Annotated in this window: 18 protein-coding genes and 1 tRNA gene; 9 read left to right on the forward strand and 10 right to left on the reverse strand. The window is 59.7% G+C overall.

The window, feature by feature from the left end; all coding sequences use genetic code 11:
- Positions 1-54 precede the first annotated feature (54 nt).
- Positions 55-846, forward strand: coding sequence for a DUF4394 domain-containing protein (locus OF122_RS11450; RefSeq protein ID WP_264224377.1), 792 nt, complete (start codon positions 55-57; stop codon positions 844-846).
- A gap of 57 nt (positions 847-903) precedes the next feature.
- Here the strand turns inward: OF122_RS11450 and OF122_RS11455 are convergent, their stop codons facing one another.
- The 9 genes from OF122_RS11455 to OF122_RS11495 all read right to left on the reverse strand — a co-directional run bounded on the left by OF122_RS11455 (position 904) and on the right by OF122_RS11495 (position 11132).
- Positions 904-2049, reverse strand: coding sequence for a Gfo/Idh/MocA family protein (locus OF122_RS11455; RefSeq protein WP_264224378.1), 1146 nt, complete (start codon positions 2047-2049; stop codon positions 904-906).
- Between the two features lie 11 nt (positions 2050-2060).
- Entirely contained in the window at positions 2061-3116 is a 1056-nt protein-coding gene (locus OF122_RS11460; protein ID WP_264224379.1) for a sugar phosphate isomerase/epimerase family protein, read from the reverse strand.
- Positions 3117-3333: 217 nt separating this feature from the next.
- Complete coding sequence (locus OF122_RS11465; protein WP_264224380.1) at positions 3334-4470, reverse strand: Gfo/Idh/MocA family protein; 1137 nt, start codon at positions 4468-4470, stop codon at positions 3334-3336.
- 9 nt (positions 4471-4479) lie between these two features.
- Positions 4480-5226 (reverse strand): sugar phosphate isomerase/epimerase family protein, encoded by a 747-nt coding sequence (locus OF122_RS11470; RefSeq protein WP_264224381.1) that lies wholly within the window; start codon positions 5224-5226, stop codon positions 4480-4482.
- A gap of 10 nt (positions 5227-5236) precedes the next feature.
- Positions 5237-6319, reverse strand: coding sequence for an ABC transporter ATP-binding protein (locus OF122_RS11475; RefSeq protein ID WP_408636230.1), 1083 nt, complete (start codon positions 6317-6319; stop codon positions 5237-5239).
- A 5-nt stretch (positions 6320-6324) separates the two neighbouring features.
- The gene (locus OF122_RS11480; RefSeq protein ID WP_264224383.1) at positions 6325-7269 is read right to left on the reverse strand and encodes a carbohydrate ABC transporter permease; all 945 of its coding nucleotides are present in this window, start codon (positions 7267-7269) and stop codon (positions 6325-6327) included.
- Entirely contained in the window at positions 7266-8093 is an 828-nt protein-coding gene (locus tag OF122_RS11485) for a carbohydrate ABC transporter permease (RefSeq protein ID WP_264227655.1), read from the reverse strand. Before OF122_RS11485 ends, OF122_RS11480 begins: the two co-directional genes overlap by 4 nt.
- 186 nt (positions 8094-8279) lie before the next feature.
- Positions 8280-9521: an ABC transporter substrate-binding protein gene (locus OF122_RS11490; RefSeq protein WP_264224384.1), complete on the reverse strand. Its 1242-nt coding sequence runs from the start codon at positions 9519-9521 to the stop codon at positions 8280-8282.
- A gap of 318 nt (positions 9522-9839) precedes the next feature.
- Positions 9840-11132 carry a DEAD/DEAH box helicase gene (locus tag OF122_RS11495; RefSeq protein WP_264224385.1) on the reverse strand — a complete coding sequence of 431 codons (1293 nt, stop codon included), beginning with the start codon at positions 11130-11132 and terminating at the stop codon, positions 9840-9842.
- Positions 11133-11469: 337 nt separating this feature from the next.
- Here OF122_RS11495 and OF122_RS11500 point away from each other — a divergent pair.
- Positions 11470-11546, forward strand: a tRNA-Arg gene (locus OF122_RS11500).
- Here OF122_RS11500 and OF122_RS11505 read toward each other — a convergent pair.
- Positions 11510-11911, reverse strand: coding sequence for a helix-turn-helix domain-containing protein (locus tag OF122_RS11505; protein WP_319019362.1), 402 nt, complete (start codon positions 11909-11911; stop codon positions 11510-11512). The genes OF122_RS11500 and OF122_RS11505 overlap by 37 nt on opposite strands.
- A 313-nt stretch (positions 11912-12224) precedes the next feature.
- On the opposite strand from OF122_RS11505, the gene OF122_RS11510 reads away from it, so the two are divergent.
- The 7 genes from OF122_RS11510 to OF122_RS11540 all read left to right on the forward strand — a co-directional run bounded on the left by OF122_RS11510 (position 12225) and on the right by OF122_RS11540 (position 18453).
- Positions 12225-13421 (forward strand): substrate-binding domain-containing protein, encoded by a 1197-nt coding sequence (locus tag OF122_RS11510; RefSeq protein WP_264224386.1) that lies wholly within the window; start codon positions 12225-12227, stop codon positions 13419-13421.
- A 76-nt stretch (positions 13422-13497) separates the two neighbouring features.
- On the forward strand, positions 13498-14265 hold the full coding sequence (locus tag OF122_RS11515) for an ABC transporter ATP-binding protein (RefSeq protein WP_264224387.1): 768 nt from the start codon (positions 13498-13500) through the stop codon (positions 14263-14265).
- A gap of 9 nt (positions 14266-14274) precedes the next feature.
- The gene (locus OF122_RS11520) at positions 14275-15009 is read left to right on the forward strand and encodes an ABC transporter ATP-binding protein (RefSeq protein ID WP_264224388.1); all 735 of its coding nucleotides are present in this window, start codon (positions 14275-14277) and stop codon (positions 15007-15009) included.
- Positions 15006-16040 (forward strand): branched-chain amino acid ABC transporter permease, encoded by a 1035-nt coding sequence (locus OF122_RS11525; protein ID WP_264224389.1) that lies wholly within the window; start codon positions 15006-15008, stop codon positions 16038-16040. Before OF122_RS11520 ends, OF122_RS11525 begins: the two co-directional genes overlap by 4 nt.
- A 6-nt stretch (positions 16041-16046) precedes the next feature.
- Positions 16047-17108 (forward strand): branched-chain amino acid ABC transporter permease, encoded by a 1062-nt coding sequence (locus tag OF122_RS11530; RefSeq protein ID WP_264224390.1) that lies wholly within the window; start codon positions 16047-16049, stop codon positions 17106-17108.
- Positions 17105-17944 (forward strand): alpha/beta fold hydrolase, encoded by an 840-nt coding sequence (locus tag OF122_RS11535; protein WP_264224391.1) that lies wholly within the window; start codon positions 17105-17107, stop codon positions 17942-17944. Before OF122_RS11530 ends, OF122_RS11535 begins: the two co-directional genes overlap by 4 nt.
- Positions 17945-18018: 74 nt before the next feature.
- On the forward strand, positions 18019-18453 hold the full coding sequence (locus OF122_RS11540; protein WP_264224392.1) for a universal stress protein: 435 nt from the start codon (positions 18019-18021) through the stop codon (positions 18451-18453).

Genomic DNA, 18453 nt, shown 5'->3' on the forward strand with positions numbered 1-18453 from the left:
ACAGGCTCCGCGGAATTCGGGGAGCCAACTCATTGAACGACCAGGAGAAACGCAATGTCTCACCGTACTCTTACCCGCGCCGCTCTCATCGGCACCAGCTTTTTTGCCCTGACTGGCGCCGCGCTCGCCCAGCCCGCCGTCGGGCTCGCCGGCGACAAGACCCTCGTCATGTTCGATACCGAGACGCTCATGGTCGAAGGCATGATGGAAGTCTCCGGCGTCGACAGTCTGTTCGGCATCGACCAGCGCCCCGCCGACAACATGCTTTATGGCGTGGATTCGGACTACAATATCGTGACGATCGACCCCGCGACCGGCGAAGCCACCGTGGTTTCGACCATAACCGAAACCATCGGCGGCGATTACGCCATGGTCGATTTCAACCCGATGGCCGACCGCCTGCGGTTCATGGGTTCGGACGGCACGAATTTGCGCATCAATGTCGACACGGGGGAAACCATTGTCGATGGCAGTCTGCATTTTGCCGAAGGCGACGCAAACGCCGATGCCGACTTCACGGTGGTTGCGACCGCTTACATCAACTCGATTGGTTCGCCCGATGCGACGGCAATGTATGACATCGAATGGTCGATGATGTCGCTGCTGCAACAGACCGCTCCTAATGACGGCACGCTCGAAACGCGCGGCATGCTGGGCATTGATGATGCCGATGCGATCGCCTTCGATATCTTTGCCAAAGAGATCGACATGAACACGGCGTATCTGGTGGCCAACATGACCCTTTATACCGTCGATCTGCAGTCAGGTGCTGCCACCGAGGTGGGCATGATCGACGGTCTGGATGTTGCGCTGCGCGACGTCGCCGTGTGGCACGAAGGCATGTAAGCGGGCGAAGACGCTTGAGTATGTGGGGCGGCGCGGTGCGCCGCCCTTTTTGCTAGATCAGCCCAGGGTCGTCCAGCGGCTGTCGTCCTTTGAGGATTTTACTGCCGCCATGATGAATTCCATGCCCTCGACGCCGTCGTCCAGTGTCGGGAGCAGGCCCTCAAATTCCGCCCCGTCGCCCCGAATGATGGCGGCGAACTGGCTGTAGAGCGTCGCGAACGCTTCGAGATAGCCTTCGGGGTGGCCCGCCGGGATGCGGACGCCCATGGCGCCGGCGGCAGAGCCGTCGATGGCGCCGCCACGGGTCAGGAGCTGTTTGGGTTTTCCGAATTCGGTGAACCACATGTAGTTCGGGTTGTCCTGGCGCCACTCGATGCCTGCCTTTTCACCATAGACGCGAAGCTGGAGACCATTTTCGCAGCCTACGGCAACCTGGGAGGCCCAGAGCATGCCTTTGGCGCCCCCTTCGAAGCGCAGCATGATGTGGACGTTGTCATCGAGCTGGCGGCCGGGCACAAAGGCGTCGAGATCGGCGGACACTGCTGCGGTTTTCAGGCCGGTGACGTAACGGGCGAGATTATAGGCATGGGTGCCGATATCGCCGATAGCGCCGCCGGCGCCGGACTTGGACGGATCGGTCCGCCACGCGGCCTGCTTGTTGTCCTCTTCGGGCGCTACAGCCAGCCAATCCTGCGGGTATTCAACCTGGACCACTCGCAACTTGCCCAGGGCGCCGGATTCGACGAGGGCACGGGCCTGACGGATCAGCGGGTAGCCGGTGTAATTGTGGGTCAGAAGGAACTTGGCGCCATTCTTCGGCTGGATTTCTTGGAGGGCATAGGCGTCTTCGATTGAAGACGTCAGCGGCTTATCGCAGATGACGTGGATGCCGGCTTCAAGAAACGCCTTGGCCGGGGCGAAGTGCATGTGGTTGGGGGTAACGATGGCGACCGCCTCGATGCCATCCTCGCGGGCGGCTTCGGCGCGGGCCATTTCGGCAAAATCGGTATAGATACGATCTTCCGCCAGACCGAGATTTTTGCCGCTTTCCTTGGCGATTTCAGCGCGCGACGATAGGGCACCGGCCACCAGGTGATAGTCACCATCGAGTCGCGAAGCGATACGATGAACATAGCCGATGAAGGCCCCGGTGCCGCCGCCGACCATGCCGAGGCGGATGGGACGTTTTCCGTTTTCTGCCATTGAATTTCTCCTTAATCGAGACCGAGCATCTTTCGATTGGCTGCACGATCCGTACCAGCACCGGCGAAATCATCGAAGGCCTTTTCGGTGACGCGGATAATGTGGCTGGCGATGAATTCGGCGCCTTCGCGCGCGCCATCCTCGGGGTGCTTGAGGGCGCATTCCCATTCGAGAACGGCCCAGCCGGCAAAATCATAGGCGGCGAGTTTTGAGAAGATGGCGGCGAAATCGACCTGCCCATCGCCCAGCGAACGGAAGCGCCCTGCCCGTTCGACCCAGCCCTGGAAGCCGCCATACACGCCCTGTCGGCCGGTCGGGTTGAACTCGGCGTCCTTGACGTGGAACATCTTGATGCGCTCGTGGTAGATGTCGATGTAATCGAGATAATCGAGCTGCTGGAGCACGAAGTGGCTCGGATCATAGAGCAGATTGGCGCGGGTATGATTGTTCACGCGCTCGAGGAACATCTCGTAGGAGACGCCGTCATGGAGGTCTTCTCCCGGATGGATCTCATAGCACAGATCGACGCCAGCCTCGTCGAATTTGTCGAGTATCGGCATCCAGCGGCGGGCCAGTTCGTCAAAAGCCTCTTCCACAAGTCCGGCGGGGCGCTGGGGCCAAGGGTAGATGTAGGGCCAGGCGAGCGCGCCCGAGAAGGTGGCGTGCTCGGTGATGCCCATATTCTGGGACGCCTTGGCGGCCCAGAGCATTTGCTGCACCGCCCATTGCTGGCGGGCTTTCGGATTGCCCCTGACCTCGGGGGCGGCAAAGCCATCGAATGCGGTATCGTAGGCGGGATGGACGGCGACCAACTGGCCCTGCAGATGGGTGGACAGTTCGGTGATCTCGACACCATGCTTGGCGGCGGTGGCTTTAAGCTCGTCGCAGTAATCTTTAGATTCTGCTGCCTTTTTCAGGTCGATGAAGCCTGAGACCCAAGTGGGGATCTGCACACCTTTGTAGCCAAGTCCCGCGGCCCATTTACAGATGTTGTCGAGCGTATCGAACGGCGCCGCGTCGCCGGCAAACTGGGCGAGAAATATCGCCGGGCCCTTTAAAGTGCGCATGAAATGTCCTCCTCGGTTGCGGCGGCTTTGCCGCCTTTTGACGTACGTGCGTCAGGTGAAAACGTTTACACGATAAATGCCTTGCTCTGACAGTCAAGCGAGGCAAGGCACAGCGCTCAATAAAAATCGCGGCGCACGGTCCCCCAACCATGCGCCGCGACCGGGGGGAGCCCGATAATCTGTGGCGCCTCAAGGCGTAGGCGTTCCGTCCTGCCCGTCAGACCAGTAGCGCCTGCGCCTCGACGGGGCCGAGGGCGTCGGGGCGCTCGCAGGTGGTGGTCAGCGTTACAGCCTGGCCGATCTCGCCCGATCTGAGGATCGAAGTCATGACATCGACGCCATGCAGCGTGGTTTCGAGCGAGCAGCGCGGTTTGCGGCCCGCGTCGATAGCCAGCATCATGTCGGCCAGACCTGCTGTACGGTAGTTGGCGAAGGGCGGACCGTTCGGGCGTTCCCAATTGGCCACGCCCAGAGGATGTTTCCAGGGTTTGACCACTTCACGCACGCCCTCGCGGCGGGCAAGCGTGAGGTCACCGCCAAAGAAATTGGGGTCGGGCACATAGAGCGAGCCGTCGGTGCCGTAGATTTCCATGTTGGAGTGCTGGTGCGCTTCGACGTCCCAGGACGCCCCAAGCGTTACAAGCGCGCCATTGTGGAATTCGAGCACCGCGTGAATGGTCGTCGGCGTTTCGACGGTGACATACTGTCCCCTGCGTGGCTCGCTGGTGATCTCCCGACGCTCGCGGGGCGTGGACGAAAAGGCCGTCACCCGTCTGACCGGACCAATAAGGTTGATGAGATTGGCGACGTAGTAAGGACCGATGTCGAGGATCGGCCCGGCACCCGGCTTGAAGAAGAAGTCCGGATTGGGGTGCCAGTGCTCAAGGCCGAAGCTCATGACGTGGCATGTACCCGACGTCACACGGCCGATGGCGCCCTCGTCGATCAGCGCGCGGGCCTGCTGATGGGCCCCGCCGAGAAAAGTATCAGGAGCGCAGCCAATCTGCTTTCCAGCCTCGTTTGCCGCCTTCCGCAAGTCCTCACCCTCCTCAAGCGTGAGGACGAGAGGCTTTTCGGAATAGGCATGTTTGCCGGCCGATACGATCTCTTTGGATGTGCGGTAGTGCACATCGGGAATCGTCAGGTTGACGATCACGTCGAGTTCGGAATTGGCCAGAAGCTGGTCAGGGGTCTGGGCCGCGACGTTGAATTCGTCGGCCCGCGCCTTTGCGGCCTCGGGAACGATGTCTGCAACCGCCCTCACCTCAATGCCCTTGAACAGCGGCGCGAGCTTGAGATAGGCCGCTGATATATTGCCGGCACCCAGAATGCCGACGCCGTATGTTTTGCTCATTTGATGGTCCTAGAGAGCTTTTGCCGTTGCGATGGATCGCGCGGCAAAGCGTTCGAGATCATTGGGATTGTCGTGTTCCATGACGAAATATTTCGCCTTAGTCTTGGCTTTCAAATCAGCGAACAAATCCTTCCACGGCACGACGCCGTGGCCGAGATCGGCCCAGCCGTCCTCGTCGGCGGCCTCACCCTCGGGAGCAATGTCCTTTAAGTGAACGGCGACGATGCGATCGGCGTATTTGTCGATCCAGCGCTTGGGATCATCCTCTCCGCGCACCACCCAGGCGACGTCCATTTCCCAATCGAGTTCCGGCGCTTCGCTGAGCAGGACCTCCATAGGCGTACGACCACTGTCGAGCGGCCAAAATTCGAAATGGTGATTGTGCCAGCCGAAACCGAAGCCCTGGTCGCGGTAGTATTTGGCCAGTTCGCCGAGTTCGCGAGCCAGTTCGGTCCATTTGGCGTCGGACTGCTTCCAGTATTCCTGGCCGATGAACGGGCAAAAGATCGTCTGCAAGCCAAGCGTGCGGGCCAACTCGGTGGCTTTCGGTTTATCGCGGAGCTGGTCGAGCCCGATATGGCCGGTGGGCATGGTCAAACCGCTGGCATCAAGGTCGCGTCGTAAACCGACCGGATCGGTATAGAGCGCTCCGAAACCTTCGACGCTGGCGTAGCCGAGTCGCGAAAGCAGGGCGAACACGTCGCTGAAGGGCGGGAAATTGCGGGCGCTGTAGAGCTGAAACGAAAAATCGGTCACTTGATACTCCCTAAATACGATCGCCGCTGTCGGCGTGGAAGATGGAAGCCCGCGCCGGATCGAAGCCGAGCTTTATCTTTTGTCCAACTTCGAGATTGAGTTCGCTGTCGGCCCGGAAGGTAAATTCGTGTTTTCCCAGCTTGGTCCAAGCGATGGTGTCCGACCCCATGGGTTCGACGATCTCGATTTCGGATTCGAAGTTGACGGGTTGGCTGGCGGCGGCTTCGCCCACGATCACGTGTTCGGGGCGGACGCCCAATATGGCTTTGGTGCTGAGGTTCTCATTGCCCGACTCAAAGCCGTACCCTGCCATATCGAGCGGAATTCCATCCGCATTGAACGTCCTGGCACGCAGATCGCCGTTGATGAAGTTCATCGACGGCGAGCCGATGAAGCCCGCCACGAACAGGTTGACCGGATGGTTGTAAATGGCGTGCGGCGTATCAAGCTGCTGGATGATCCCGTCGCGCATGATGGCAATACGATCGGCCAATGTCATTGCCTCGATCTGGTCGTGCGTCACGTAAATCATGGTGTTTTCAAGCCGCTGATGCAGGCGTTTGATTTCCACCCGCAGGTCGGAGCGCAACTTGGCATCAAGGTTGGACAGCGGCTCGTCGAAGAGAAAGACGTCGACATCGCGCACGAGTGCGCGACCGATGGCCACGCGCTGGCGCTGGCCGCCCGACAGATTGGCAGGTTTACGATCGAGCAGTGGCTCAATCTGCAGCATTTCGGCGGCGCGCGCCACGCGACGTTCGATATCGTCCTTCTTGTGGCCCGCAACCCGAAGCCCAAAGGTGAGGTTCTTTTTCACCGTCATCTGCGGGTAGAGCGCGTAGGACTGGAACACCATGCCGATGCCGCGATCCTTGGGCTCCTCCCAGGTGACATTCTTGCCCGAGATGAAAATCTGCCCGCCGCTGACATCGAGAAGACCGGCGATGCAGTTGAGCAGGGTTGACTTCCCACACCCAGACGGCCCGAGCAGCACAAGAAACTCTCCCTGCTGGACGTCGAGGTCCATGCGTTCGAGTACCTTCACGGCCCCGAAACTGAGGGACAGATTCCTGATCGATACGCTTTCTTGCATTGCACTCATCCTTTCACCGCACCAGCGGCAACGCCTCGCACGAACAATCTGCCGGAGACGAAATAGACGATCAGCGGCACCAGGCCCGTAAGCATAGTGGCCGCCATGTTGACGTTATACTCAGGGCTGCCCTGCGCTGAATTGACGATATTGTTGAGCTGCACCGTCATCGGATAATTCTGCGTTCCCGCAAAGACGACGCCGAACAGGAAGTCGTTCCAGATGCCGGTCACCTGCAGGATCAGGGCCACAACGATGATGGGAAGGCTCATGGGCAGCATGATCTCGAAAAATATCCGCCAGAACCCTGCGCCATCCACGCGGGCTGCCTTGAACAACTCCACGGGAAGCGAGGCGAAATAGTTGCGGAACAGCAGGGTCAGGATGGGCATGCCGAAGATGGTATGAACCATGATGACCGCCGGGATGGTGCCGAAGATGCCGAGGTCACGGGTTATCATCACCAGTGGATAGAGCATCACCTGATAGGGGATGAATGATCCGAAGATGAGGATGGCAAAGAAGACTTCAGACCCTCTGAACTTCCAGTTGACCAGAGCATAGCCGTTGACCGCGGCAATCGAGGTCGAAACGATAACGCTCGGGACGAGGATTTTCACCGAGTTCCAGAACCCCGGGCTCAGGCCCTGACAGGTCAGGCCCGTGCACGCGCTGGTCCAGGCCTTCACCCAGCCTTCAGCCGAAAATTCACGCGGCGGCGCGAAAATGTTGCCAAAGCGGATCTCGGGCATGGTCTTGAACGAGGTCATGACCATGACGTAGAGCGGAAACAGGTAGTAGAGGCACGCCACGAACAGGATCGAATACATGACGATCCGGCGCGGGGTGAAAAAGGGCTTGGGGCGCGGACCGTGCGGTTCGGACAATGCGAGGTCCTTTTTGACCGCGTCGGTTGCGACCGTGCCGGAAATTGCTGCCGGATTGCTCATGACTTTTTGCCCCCGCCGAATTCGAGATAAGCCCAGGGAATGATGATGATCATGACCGTCAGAAGCATCATGGTGGAGGCGGCCAGCCCCTGCCCGATATTGCCGGCGGTGAACATGTAATCGTAAACGTATTTGGCCGGTACTTCAGAGGCGATGCCGGGGCCGCCCCTGGTCAACGCAACCACAAGGTCGTAAAGCCGCACAATTCCCGAACCGACAATCACAACAGCGGTAACGAGAACCCCCCGCATCATCGGCAGAACGATGAAGAGATATGTTCTCCACGTCGGTATGCCATCGATCCGTGAGGCCTTCCATATCTCCTCGTCAATGCCACGCAGACCCGCCAGCATGAGCACCATAACGAATCCGGTTCCCTGCCAAAGTCCGGCGATCAGGAGCGCATAGATCACCATGTCGGACTGGGCGATCCAGTCGAACCGGAAACTCTCCCAGCCCAGGTTGCGCATAGTCCCCTGCAGGCCGAGCGTAGGGTTCATGATCCACTGCCAGACCAGACCCGTTACGATAAACGAGAGAGCAAAGGGGTAGAGCATGATCGTGCGGAAAGCGCTCTCAAACCGGATTTTCTGATCCATGAGAACGGCGAGCACGAAGCCGATCACCATAGTGAAGACCAGCGAAAAACAGCCGAAAATGAAGAGGTTTCGGATGGAGATGTTCCACCGGGACGAAGCGAAGAGACGCTGGTACTGTTCAAGCCCAACGAAAGTGTTGTTGGGCAACAAGCGAGATCCGGTGAAGGAGTACCATATCGTCCAACCGGTGCAGCCGACAAAAACCACCAGAACAGTAACGACCATCGGCGTTGCCGCGAATTTTGCAGCGAGATTTCTTGTAAAGAGCTGCTTGAAATAGCGTGCAAAAGCCGACCCAGACTGTGAGCTGGCGGCGTGCGAAACGTGAGCCAATTTAGTCCCTCCAATATGGGGGAACAGCGGCCAGCCTGCTTTATGGGCCGGCCGCGTTCAAGTCATCCAGGCAAACGCTTAGTCAGCGTTCTCGATGAGGGTAGCGTACCGCTCGATGTAGTCATCGACTGTGATCGAGTCGTTATCGATGAACTCTCTGGTCAGATCATCGAGCTGCTGCTGAGTGTCGCTGGTCAGCGTGGACTCACCGGCGGGGAGCAAGCCGTTGCCGAGCAGGCCAAGGGCCTTCTGCATGCACGGGTTTGCTTGCTCGAGATCAATGTCGGTACGGATCGGCATCGATCCCTTCTTGAGGTTAAAGGCAAGCTGACCTTCCGGCGAAATCAGAATGCGTGCCAGCTGGGTTTGTGCCTCGAGAACCTCCGGATCAGTGCCTTCCGGCAACACAGGGAAGAAGAAGGAGTCACCGCCACCCGAAAGCTGGTCATTCAGACCAAGGGCAGGAACGCATTCGTAGTCTTCTCCGGGAACACCACCGGCAACCTGAAGATCGCCCTGGAGCCAGTCGCCATGGATGTTGCCAGCAGCTTCACCGGCAAGAATCTGATTGCCTACGTCACCAAAGCTCGGGACCATCATTTCGGGCGAAATCACGCTGCGCAGATCATCGAGGGCTTCGGCCACTTCCCGGAATTCAGGGCTCCGCACCGCGTCGCCGCTCTTGTCGCGGTTAACGGCGAGAACCAGATCGGTGCCGCCGATGCCTGCCAGAAGCACGCCCGGAACGCCGTTGATCGGCCAACCTGAAGCAAGGCCGAAAGGCAGGATGCCGGCCTCCTGGAGCGCGGGCCAGCTTTCTACATATTCGTGCCAATTGGTTGGAACAGGCTGCCCGATTTCCTCATAGGCCGCCGTCGACAGCCACAGCCAATCCCACGAGTGGATATTGATGGGGAAGCAGTAGATGCGCCCCTCATAAGTGCAGGGCTCAAGCAGGGATTCATCGACGTAGAAATCGCGAATATTCATTTCTTCGGCGATGTCGGTCAGGTCGCGCATAAGGCCCGCCTGGATGAGTTCCTCGGCATCACGGCCGGTGTTCATCTGGGTTGCCCCCATCGGATCACCGCCGATGATGCGGCTAATGATGACGGGGTTTGCGCCTGTGCCCGAACCGCCAAGGGCGCTGTCGACCCAAGTATGGCCGGTTTCTTCTTCAAAAATGCGTGCGAATTCAGCGATCGATGCCGCCTCGCCGGCCGAGGTCCACCAGTGCGTGACTTCAAGCTCAGCCGCGGACACCGCAGTCGTCGACATCAAGGCGACCGCAATGGATGCAGCCACTGTGAATTTCTTCATCGGATAATCCTCCCAGGGTTTCCTCAAGACGGCATGTTGGCCGCCCCTCCTCCATCAACCGTACCGCGGCTCCTCAACACGCGGGTCTCCTCGACACGGAGATGTAATCGATTACACGTGTGCAAGTCGCACTCGCTGCAATCGATTACAAGCATCACATGCCAAAATGTAATCGATGTCAAGAGGAGGTAATACCAAAGTCGAATATGTGGATAAGCGCCTCTGCCAAATGCGGTCGACGCGATTTTCCACCGCCCAACGCAAAAAAGGCAGCCGCCGTAGCGACTGCCTTTTCATCATTTGCCGTGATTGTCGTACTTACGCAGCCTGGCGAGCCCGCTTGTTGCGCTGCTTGTTGCGGTTGCGCTGGGCAGCAGCCTTTGCGGGGTCGAAGGGCTTGCCAGCCCCCTGCCCCTTTGATTGTGGCTTGCCGTTTCGGCCCTGCGTGCGCTTCTTGGCGGGAGCGGTCGACGTTTTGCGCAGCGGGCGCTCGCCACCTGCGGTGGAGATCGAAAGCCCGGTAAGTCGCTCGATATCGAGCAACAGGCCGTACTCTTCGCCTGACACCAGAGCTACCGCCTCGCCCTCGGCGCCGGCTCGCGCTGTGCGCCCGATGCGATGGACGTAGTTTTCGGCAACCTGAGGCAACTCGTAATTATAGACATGGCTGACGCCGGGAATGTCGATACCCCGCGCTGCGACATCGGTTGCCACCAGAACGCGGATTTCCCCACTGCGGAACGATTTGAGGGTGCGGTCACGCTGGCCCTGGCTCTTGTTGCCGTGGATCGAGCCCGAGGCAAAGCCGGCCGCAGCAAGAGATTTCGAGAGCTTTTCAGCGCCGTGCTTGGTGCGGGCAAAAACCAGCGAGAGCGAGTCCTTGTCGACCGAAAGCAATTGCTTGAGCAGCGCAAGCTTGCCGCCCGGCTCAACGAAATGAGCGCTCTGGGTCACCTTGTCGGCGGTCTTGCCCGGTGTCGTCACCTGAACGCGGACGGGATCCTTGAGGTAAACCGCTGCGATCTCATTCATCTGCTTGGGCATTGTGGCCGAAAACAGAAGGGTCTGGCGGGGCTGGCCGACAAGGCGTGAGATATCACGCAGAGCGTGGATAAAGCCAAGATCGAGCATCTGATCGGCCTCGTCGAGCACGAGATGCCTGGCGGAATCGAGCCGGATAGCCTGGCGCTTGACGAGATCGAGTAGACGGCCCGGCGTTGCGACGACAATGTCGCTACCGTGCGCCAGCGCCTTGATCTGGGTCCCGATGGACATGCCGCCGACAACGGAATTGACCTTGATGGGCGAGCCCTTGGTGAAAGCGCGCAAGTTGACGGCAATCTGGTTCACCAGTTCGCGGGTCGGCGCAAGAATCAGGGCCTTGCACGTCTTGGGGTCAGGCTTTCCAGCTTTGGCCAGGAGCTGCTGAATGATGGGAAGACCGAATGCGGCGGTCTTGCCGGTGCCGGTCTGGGCAAGGCCCATGATATCGCGGCCCTCCAGAACAAGCGGAATTGCCCGTTCCTGAATGGGCGTGGGGTCGGAAAAGCCGAGCCCTGCGATGGCTTTAAGAAGGTGATCGTCAAGGCCGAGAGCCTGAAACTGAGTCAAATTATATCCTTTTCCGGCAGCGCCGAAACGCGCGCCGGACATTATGCGGCTTTACCGCGCCAACTCATGAAGCTGCGCGTTTGCCGTTGCGGTTGCAGATCCATCCAAACTCACGCGCCACATTGCGCACCGAGCGTCGGACCTGTCAGAACCCCGCGTGATCTGGGAACTTGGGAAATCATGCCGGTTCAAGGGGTCACCCTAAGCGGGGACGCGATGGCTGCTCACGCGGCAGCACCTAGCATAGCGTTCATATCGGTTGTTGTGGATACAAAGTCAAGCGCCGACAATGTCACATGCTGACAAGCCGTGCTATTTGAGCTAGACGGCACTTGACGGCCCCGTAGCTCAGCTGGATAGAGCAGTAGCCTTCTAAGCTATTGGTCACAGGTTCGAATCCTGTCGGGGTCGCCACTTTGGGTCTTGTACAGCCCGGCCGGCGAACGCACCGCGCTTGGCGGCGCTCCGACTACTCGCTTGAACGCCCGGCTGAAGGCTGCCTGCGAGTTGCAGCCGAGCTTTTGACCTACGCGATCGATGGACTGCTGATCGCGGGCGATCCATTGGGTCGCCAACTGCATCCGCAATTCGGTGAGATGGCGCACCGGCGTCGCGCCGGTCACGGCCATGAACCGTTCGGCGAACACCGACCGCGAGTTGCCTATCTCAGCTGCAAGTACTGCGAGCGCGGCTGTTGTCGGCGCCATCTTCGACACCAGTAGCGCAACAAGCGTTTTCATAGCCAGCAGCATCATGCTGCTCGCGGCAACTCTGCTCATCGTGCTCGCCATCCGCCGTCCGCGACGTGTCGCGGGCTCAGTATAATGGGTTGCTTCGCATGATGTCCGGCACACCGGACATCCGTCCGGCAATCCGGACGGCACGACCAAAGCGCAACGGAAACGAGAACCCAGCGAACCCGCAAATCTCCGATAGTTTTGAACAGTTGGACCGCCTCCCGGGAGTTGGCACGCTATTTGCGGGAAGCTGCAAGCCGGCGCGCGTTCGGCTCCAGGAGGATGGCCGCCGCGATTGTCGAGAGACCAGCAAAGCAGGGGCAAGGGATGCGCGGTTGCTCAACGGGAGGAAACTATGAAACTCAGTAAAATACTCGTCATAGCCGCTTTGGCCGCGATGGCAGCTGCCGCGGGTACCGCAGGCGCTCAGGACGCCGATCCAATCACCATCGCCCATGTCTATGGCAAGACAGGCCCGCTTGAAGCCTATGCCACGCAGTCCCACAACGGCCTGATGCTGGGGCTCGAATATTACACCGACGGCACGATGGAGATTGCCGGGCGGCCGATTGAGGTCATCGAAAAGGACACCCAGCTCCAGCCCGATATTGGCCGGGCGCTGCTCGCGGAGGCTTATGGCGACGATGAAGTCGATCTTGCCGTCGGCGGGGTGAGCTCAGGTGTCGCGTTGGCCATGCTGCCGGTCGCCGAGGAATACGGCAAGATCTTTATCGTGGAGCCGGCGGTGGCCGACTCCATCACTGGCGAGAACTGGAATCGCTATATCTTCCGCACGGGCCGCAACTCGTCCCAGGATGCTGTCGCCAACGCTGTGGCTCTCGGTCAGGACGACGTCAAGATCGCCACGCTGGCGCAAGACTATGCTTTTGGCCGCGACGGGGTCGCCGCGTTCCGCGAGGCTCTCGAGAGCACCGGCGCCGAGCTGGTGTTCGAGGAATACGCGCCCCAAGACACCACCGACTTCACTGCACATGCCCAGCGCATCTTCGATGCACTCGAAGGCGAAGACGGGCGCAAGGTCATCTTCGTGATCTGGGCCGGCGGCGGCAATCCGCTGGGCAAGATCCAGGACATGGATCCGAACCGACTCGGCATCGAACTGGCAACCGGTGGCAATATCCTGCCGGCACTTGTCGCCTACAGAGATTTCCCCGGCATGGAAGGGGCGACCTACTATTATTATGAGAACCTAGAAAACCCCATCAACGACTGGCTCGTCGAGCAACACCAGGTGCGTTTTGACGGTCCGCCCGACTTCTTCACCGCTGGTGGTTTTGCCGCGGCCGGGGCGATCGTCGCGGCGCTCGAGGCGACGGGCGGTGACACCGATACCGAGACGCTGATCTCGACCATGGAGGGCATGAGCTGGGACACGCCCAAGGGCGAAATGACCTTCCGACCCGAGGATCACCAGGCGATGCAGGACATGTTCCACTTCAGGATTGAAGTGCAGGACGGCGTCGAATGGGGCGTACCGGCCTTGGTCGAGGTGATCGAAGCGGAAGAGATGGATATTCCCGTCCGGAACTGACATCCAATCTCTTAAGGAGGTGGCGGGCGCCGGGGAGCGCGCCCGTCCCTGCCTGTTCGATCAGCGGAGACCGATGATGGACCACACCACGGCGCCGGCGCTGCAGACCCGCAACCTGACGGTCCGCTTTGGCGGCCATGTCGCCGTGGATTCGGTGAGCTACGATTTTCGTCCCGGATGTCTTGTTGCGATCGTGGGGCCGAACGGGGCCGGCAAAACGACCTATTTCAACCTGATTTCCGGCCAGTTGCGCGCCAGCAGCGGCACCGTCATTCACCAGGGCGACGATATCACCCGACTCTCGGTGCCTGAGCGCACACGGCGTGGGATCGGGCGGGCGTTTCAGTTGACCAATCTGTTTCCGCGACTTTCGGTTCTCGAAAACGTCCGGCTTGCCATTCAGGCCCGACACCCGGGAGCCATGGACATTTTTCGGCTCGCCGATGCGGACAAATTCGCAATCGACACCGCCATGAGCTATATCGAGCGCTGCGGGCTCGCCGGACGACGCAATGAACCCGCCGCCAATCTTTCGCATGGCGACCAGCGCAAGCTGGAGGTCGCGCTGCTGCTGGCGCTCGAAAGCTCCATTGTCATGTTCGATGAGCCAACCGCCGGCATGAGCGCGGATGAAGCCCCGATCATTCTCGAGCTTATCCAGTCCATCAAATCCGATGCGAGCAAAGCCATTATCCTGGTGGAGCACAAGATGGACGTTATCCGATCGCTGGCCGACGAAATCATGGTGCTCCACAACGGCCAGCTCGTGGCCGCCGGCGTTCCGGCGGAGGTGATGAGGTCTGACGTCGTTCGTGATGCCTATCTCGGAACCATGGGACATTAGGAGGCGACGATGGCAGGAACCGACGCGCTTTTATCGCTCTCTGACGTTCATACCTATATCGGGCGCTATCACATTCTGCACGGCGTCAATCTTGAAATCCCGCGCGGCGAACTGACGATGCTGCTCGGACGCAACGGCGCCGGCAAGACCACCACGATGCGCACGATAATGAAGCTCTGGCCGGTGCGCGAGGGGCGCATCGTTTTTGCCGGCGAGGACGTGACCAGACTCTCGACGCCAGAGATCGCGCGGCGCGGCATTGCGTATGTTCCCGAGAATATGGGCATTTTCGGCACTCTGAGCGCAGAGGAGAACATGGTGCTGGCGGCGCGGGCTGGCGAGCCCAATGCCAAGCGGCTCGAGTGGATCTATGACCTCTTTCCGGCGCTCCGCAAATTCTGGCGCTGGCCGGCCGGTCAGCTTTCGGGCGGGCAAAGACAAATGCTTGCCATCGCGCGCGCCATCATCGAGCCGGCGGACCTGCTGCTCATTGATGAACCCACAAAGGGATTGGCGCCCACGATCATCGATGCTCTGGCCAATGCGATCGATGCGCTCAAGGAGACGGGCGTCACGATTTTGATGGTCGAACAGAATTTCGCGCTCGCCGAGCGGGTGGGTGACCGGGTTGCTGTCATGGACGACGGCAAGATCACACACACCGGGACCATGGCAGCGCTGAGCGCCGACACAGCGCTTCAGTGCCGGCTGCTGGGGTTCGATGTTGGGGGAGACGCGGCATGAGCGCGAATGATGAACCGATCGCCCTCTCGGGCAACCGGCGCGGCCCTGTGGGATATGTGCGGGATCGCCTCGCCTATTTCACCGTGCCGTTGCTGATCTTATTGGCATTGCTACCGATCAGCAGCGTACCGACCTGGGGCACGCTGACGCTGGCGGGGCTTGCCATGGGGCTAATGATCTTCATCATGGCGTCCGGGCTCACCCTTGTTTTTGGGTTGATGGACGTTCTCAATTTCGGACACGGCGCGATGATTTCGTTTGGCGCCTTTGTCGGGGTGTCCGTGCTTTTGGCACTCGGACCGCTCTACGGCGCGGCAGCAATCGAACTCAATCTTCTCGCCCTGCTGCTTAGCGCCTTGGCGGCAATGGTTGCCGCAGGCGTTCTGGGCCTCGCCTTCGAGCGGCTGATCGTGCGCCCTGTCTATGGCCACCACCTCAAGCAGATATTGATCACCACCGGTGGGCTTATCGTTATCGAACAGCTCATCATTGTCATCTGGGGTCCCAATGAAATCCCCATCCCGCGCCCAGAAAGCCTAAAGGGCGCCTTCATCGTTGGAGGCGTGATACTCGAAAAATACCGGCTACTTGCCGTCGGCCTGGGCCTCGCGCTGTTTGTGGCGCTGCGGATCATCCTGACGCGCACCAAGATCGGGCTGCTTGTGCGGGCAGGCGTCGAGAACCGCGAAATGGTGGAAGCGCTGGGCTACCGCATTTCTGTCCTTTTCATCGGTGTCTTCGTTGCCGCTTCGGCACTTGGCGGGATGGGCGGCATCATGTGGGGGCTCTATGACGAGGTGATCACCGCACACATGGGCATGAGCGTGATGATTCTGGTGTTCATCACCATCATCATCGGCGGTTTGGGCTCGATCGAAGGCTGCTTCGTTGCAGCGTTGTTGATTGGGCTGACCAATAACTATGTCGCCTATCTCGCGCCCAAGCTGTCGTTGGGTTCCGCCATCCTGCTCATGGTGGTCGTTTTGATGTGGCGCCCCAACGGCCTGCTGCAGCCAAGCGGATCGAGGTAAGCGACGATGTTCAAATCCATTCTTTCCGGCGACACGCCAGGCAGGCCGCTCCTGAGCGTCGCTATAGCGGCGATCGTTTTGTGCCTGGCTTTTGCGCCCTTCATTTTTCCGGGCACGCGGTCGATGGATACGGCAGCACGTATCTGCATCATCATCGCACTTGTCGCGAGCTATGACCTGCTGCTGGGCTACACGGGGATCGTTTCGTTTGCCCACACCATGTTTTTTGGTCTTGGCGCTTATGGCGTTGCGATTGCATCATACAACTTTGGACCGGGCTGGGGTTCGATCGGGCTGGGCACGCTGATCGGCGTGGCGATCGCGGCTGTTCTGGCGCTGTTTATCGCGCTCGCCTCGCTACGCGTGCGGGCGATCTTTTTTGCGATGATCACACTCGCCGTTTCTAGCGCCTTCGGTATCCTCATCTCGCAGCTCTATACGATTACGGGCGGGGAGGACGGGCTGACCTATCGGGTGCCTCATATCCTTACCCCGGCCTTCAAGCTTGCCGACTTCCGCATTTTCGACGTGAGGCTCGATGGCAGGCTTTTGGCCTACTATCTCGTCTTTGTCGGTGCGACCGCGCTGTTTCTTCTCCTCATGCGTTTCGTCAATTCCCCGTTCGGCCGCGTCCTTCAGGCAATCCGCGAGAACGATTTCCGGGCCGAGGCCTTGGGCTTCAAGACAGTTTACTACCGCACGATCGCCTCGGTGATTTCGGCAGTCGCCGCCGCACTTGTCGGCGCGCTCTTTGCCGTCTGGCTTCGCTACACCGGTCCTGAAACCACGCTATCGCTCGACCTAATGATCGACATACTGGTCATGGTGGTGATCGGTGGCATGGGCACCATGTGGGGCGCCATTCTGGGCGCGACAATTTTTGTACTGGCCCAGAACTATCTGCGCGATGTGATGGCTACGGCAAGCGCGGCAACTGCAGATATTCCATTCGTCCCCGATCTGCTGCACCCGGACCGTTGGTTGTTCTGGCTCGGGCTGTTGTTCATCCTCAGCGTTTATTTCTTTCCGACCGGAATTGTCGGACGTTTTAGAGGAAAATTCGAATGACCGAGCCCGTCTCCCGCTACTTCGCGCTGCGTGATAGGGAAATCCACGTTTCCCAATGGGGAACTCCGGACAAGCCGGCGCTCATCATGTGGCACGGTCTGGCCCGTACGGGACGCGATTTCGACACCATCGCACGCGCCTTGAGGGACCAGTACTTCATCCTTGCGCCCGACACGCTCGGGCGTGGACTGAGCCAATGGGCGGACGACCCATCAAGCGAATACCGGCTCGACAATTTCGGCGCCATGGCGATGGAGCTGCTCGATCAGCTCGGCATTTCCACCTGTCGCTGGATAGGCACCTCCATGGGCGGAGCCGTCGGCATACGCCTCGCGGGTGGTCCCATGCGCGGGCGCATCAGCCACCTCGTCATCAACGATATCGGCCCCGAAATCCCCACCACCGCCGTCGAACGCATTTCGACCTATGTCGGCAACCCACCGGTCTTTGACACAATCCGGGAGCTTGAAGCCTGGCTGCGCGCCGTTTATGCGCCGTTCGGGCCGCTTAGCGACGCCGAATGGCGGGCGATGGCGGACAGTTCGGCGCGGCGCACGGACGAGGGAAAAGTGACTGTCCATTATGACCCGGCCATCGTCGCTCAATTCGATGCAGCAAACGACGTCGGCGATCAATGGTCCGATTTCGATGCCATCACTGCGCCGATGCTGCTAATCCGGGGAGCTGAAAGCGACCTGTTGAGCGAAGACCTTGCCGTGAGCATGCAGGCGCGCGGACCGCGGCCACAGCGACTCGATATTGCCGGCGTTGGACACGCGCCAGCCCTGAACGTTGCCGCACAGATTGAGCCCGTGCGGGCGTTTTTGCGGGACTGACAACCCCGTTGACCCAAATCAAGTCGCAACGGATCGGCTCAGGTTAGCGTTGTTCATCGCAAAGGAGACGCGCCATGTATAAACACATCCTCATCGCAACCGACGGTTCGGAATTGGCTACCAAAGGGCTGGATCAGGGCCTCAAGCTCGCCAAACAATTAGGCTCGAAGGTTACGGTAATCACCGTCACCGATATGTGGGCCTCGGGCGCGTTGGCTGTCGCCGGGCCCACAAGCATTGCCGAATATGATGCGGCAATGCATGCAGCGGTGAAGGATATTCTAGAAGAGGCTGCCCGATTTGCATCGGAGACCGGGGTTCAATGCGAGACGCGGCACATCGCTAACCGCTATCCCGCCGATGCCATTGTTGAGGTTTCTCAGGAAATGGACGTGGATCTCATCGTAATGGCCTCCCATGGCCGCCGCGGATTCCGCAAAATGCTGCTGGGTAGTCAGACGACCGAAGTTCTCACGTCGAGCACCGTGCCGGTGCTGGTCGTGCGCTAA

The organism is Pelagibacterium flavum, assembly GCF_025854335.1.
GTDB lineage: Bacteria > Pseudomonadota > Alphaproteobacteria > Rhizobiales > Devosiaceae > Pelagibacterium > Pelagibacterium flavum.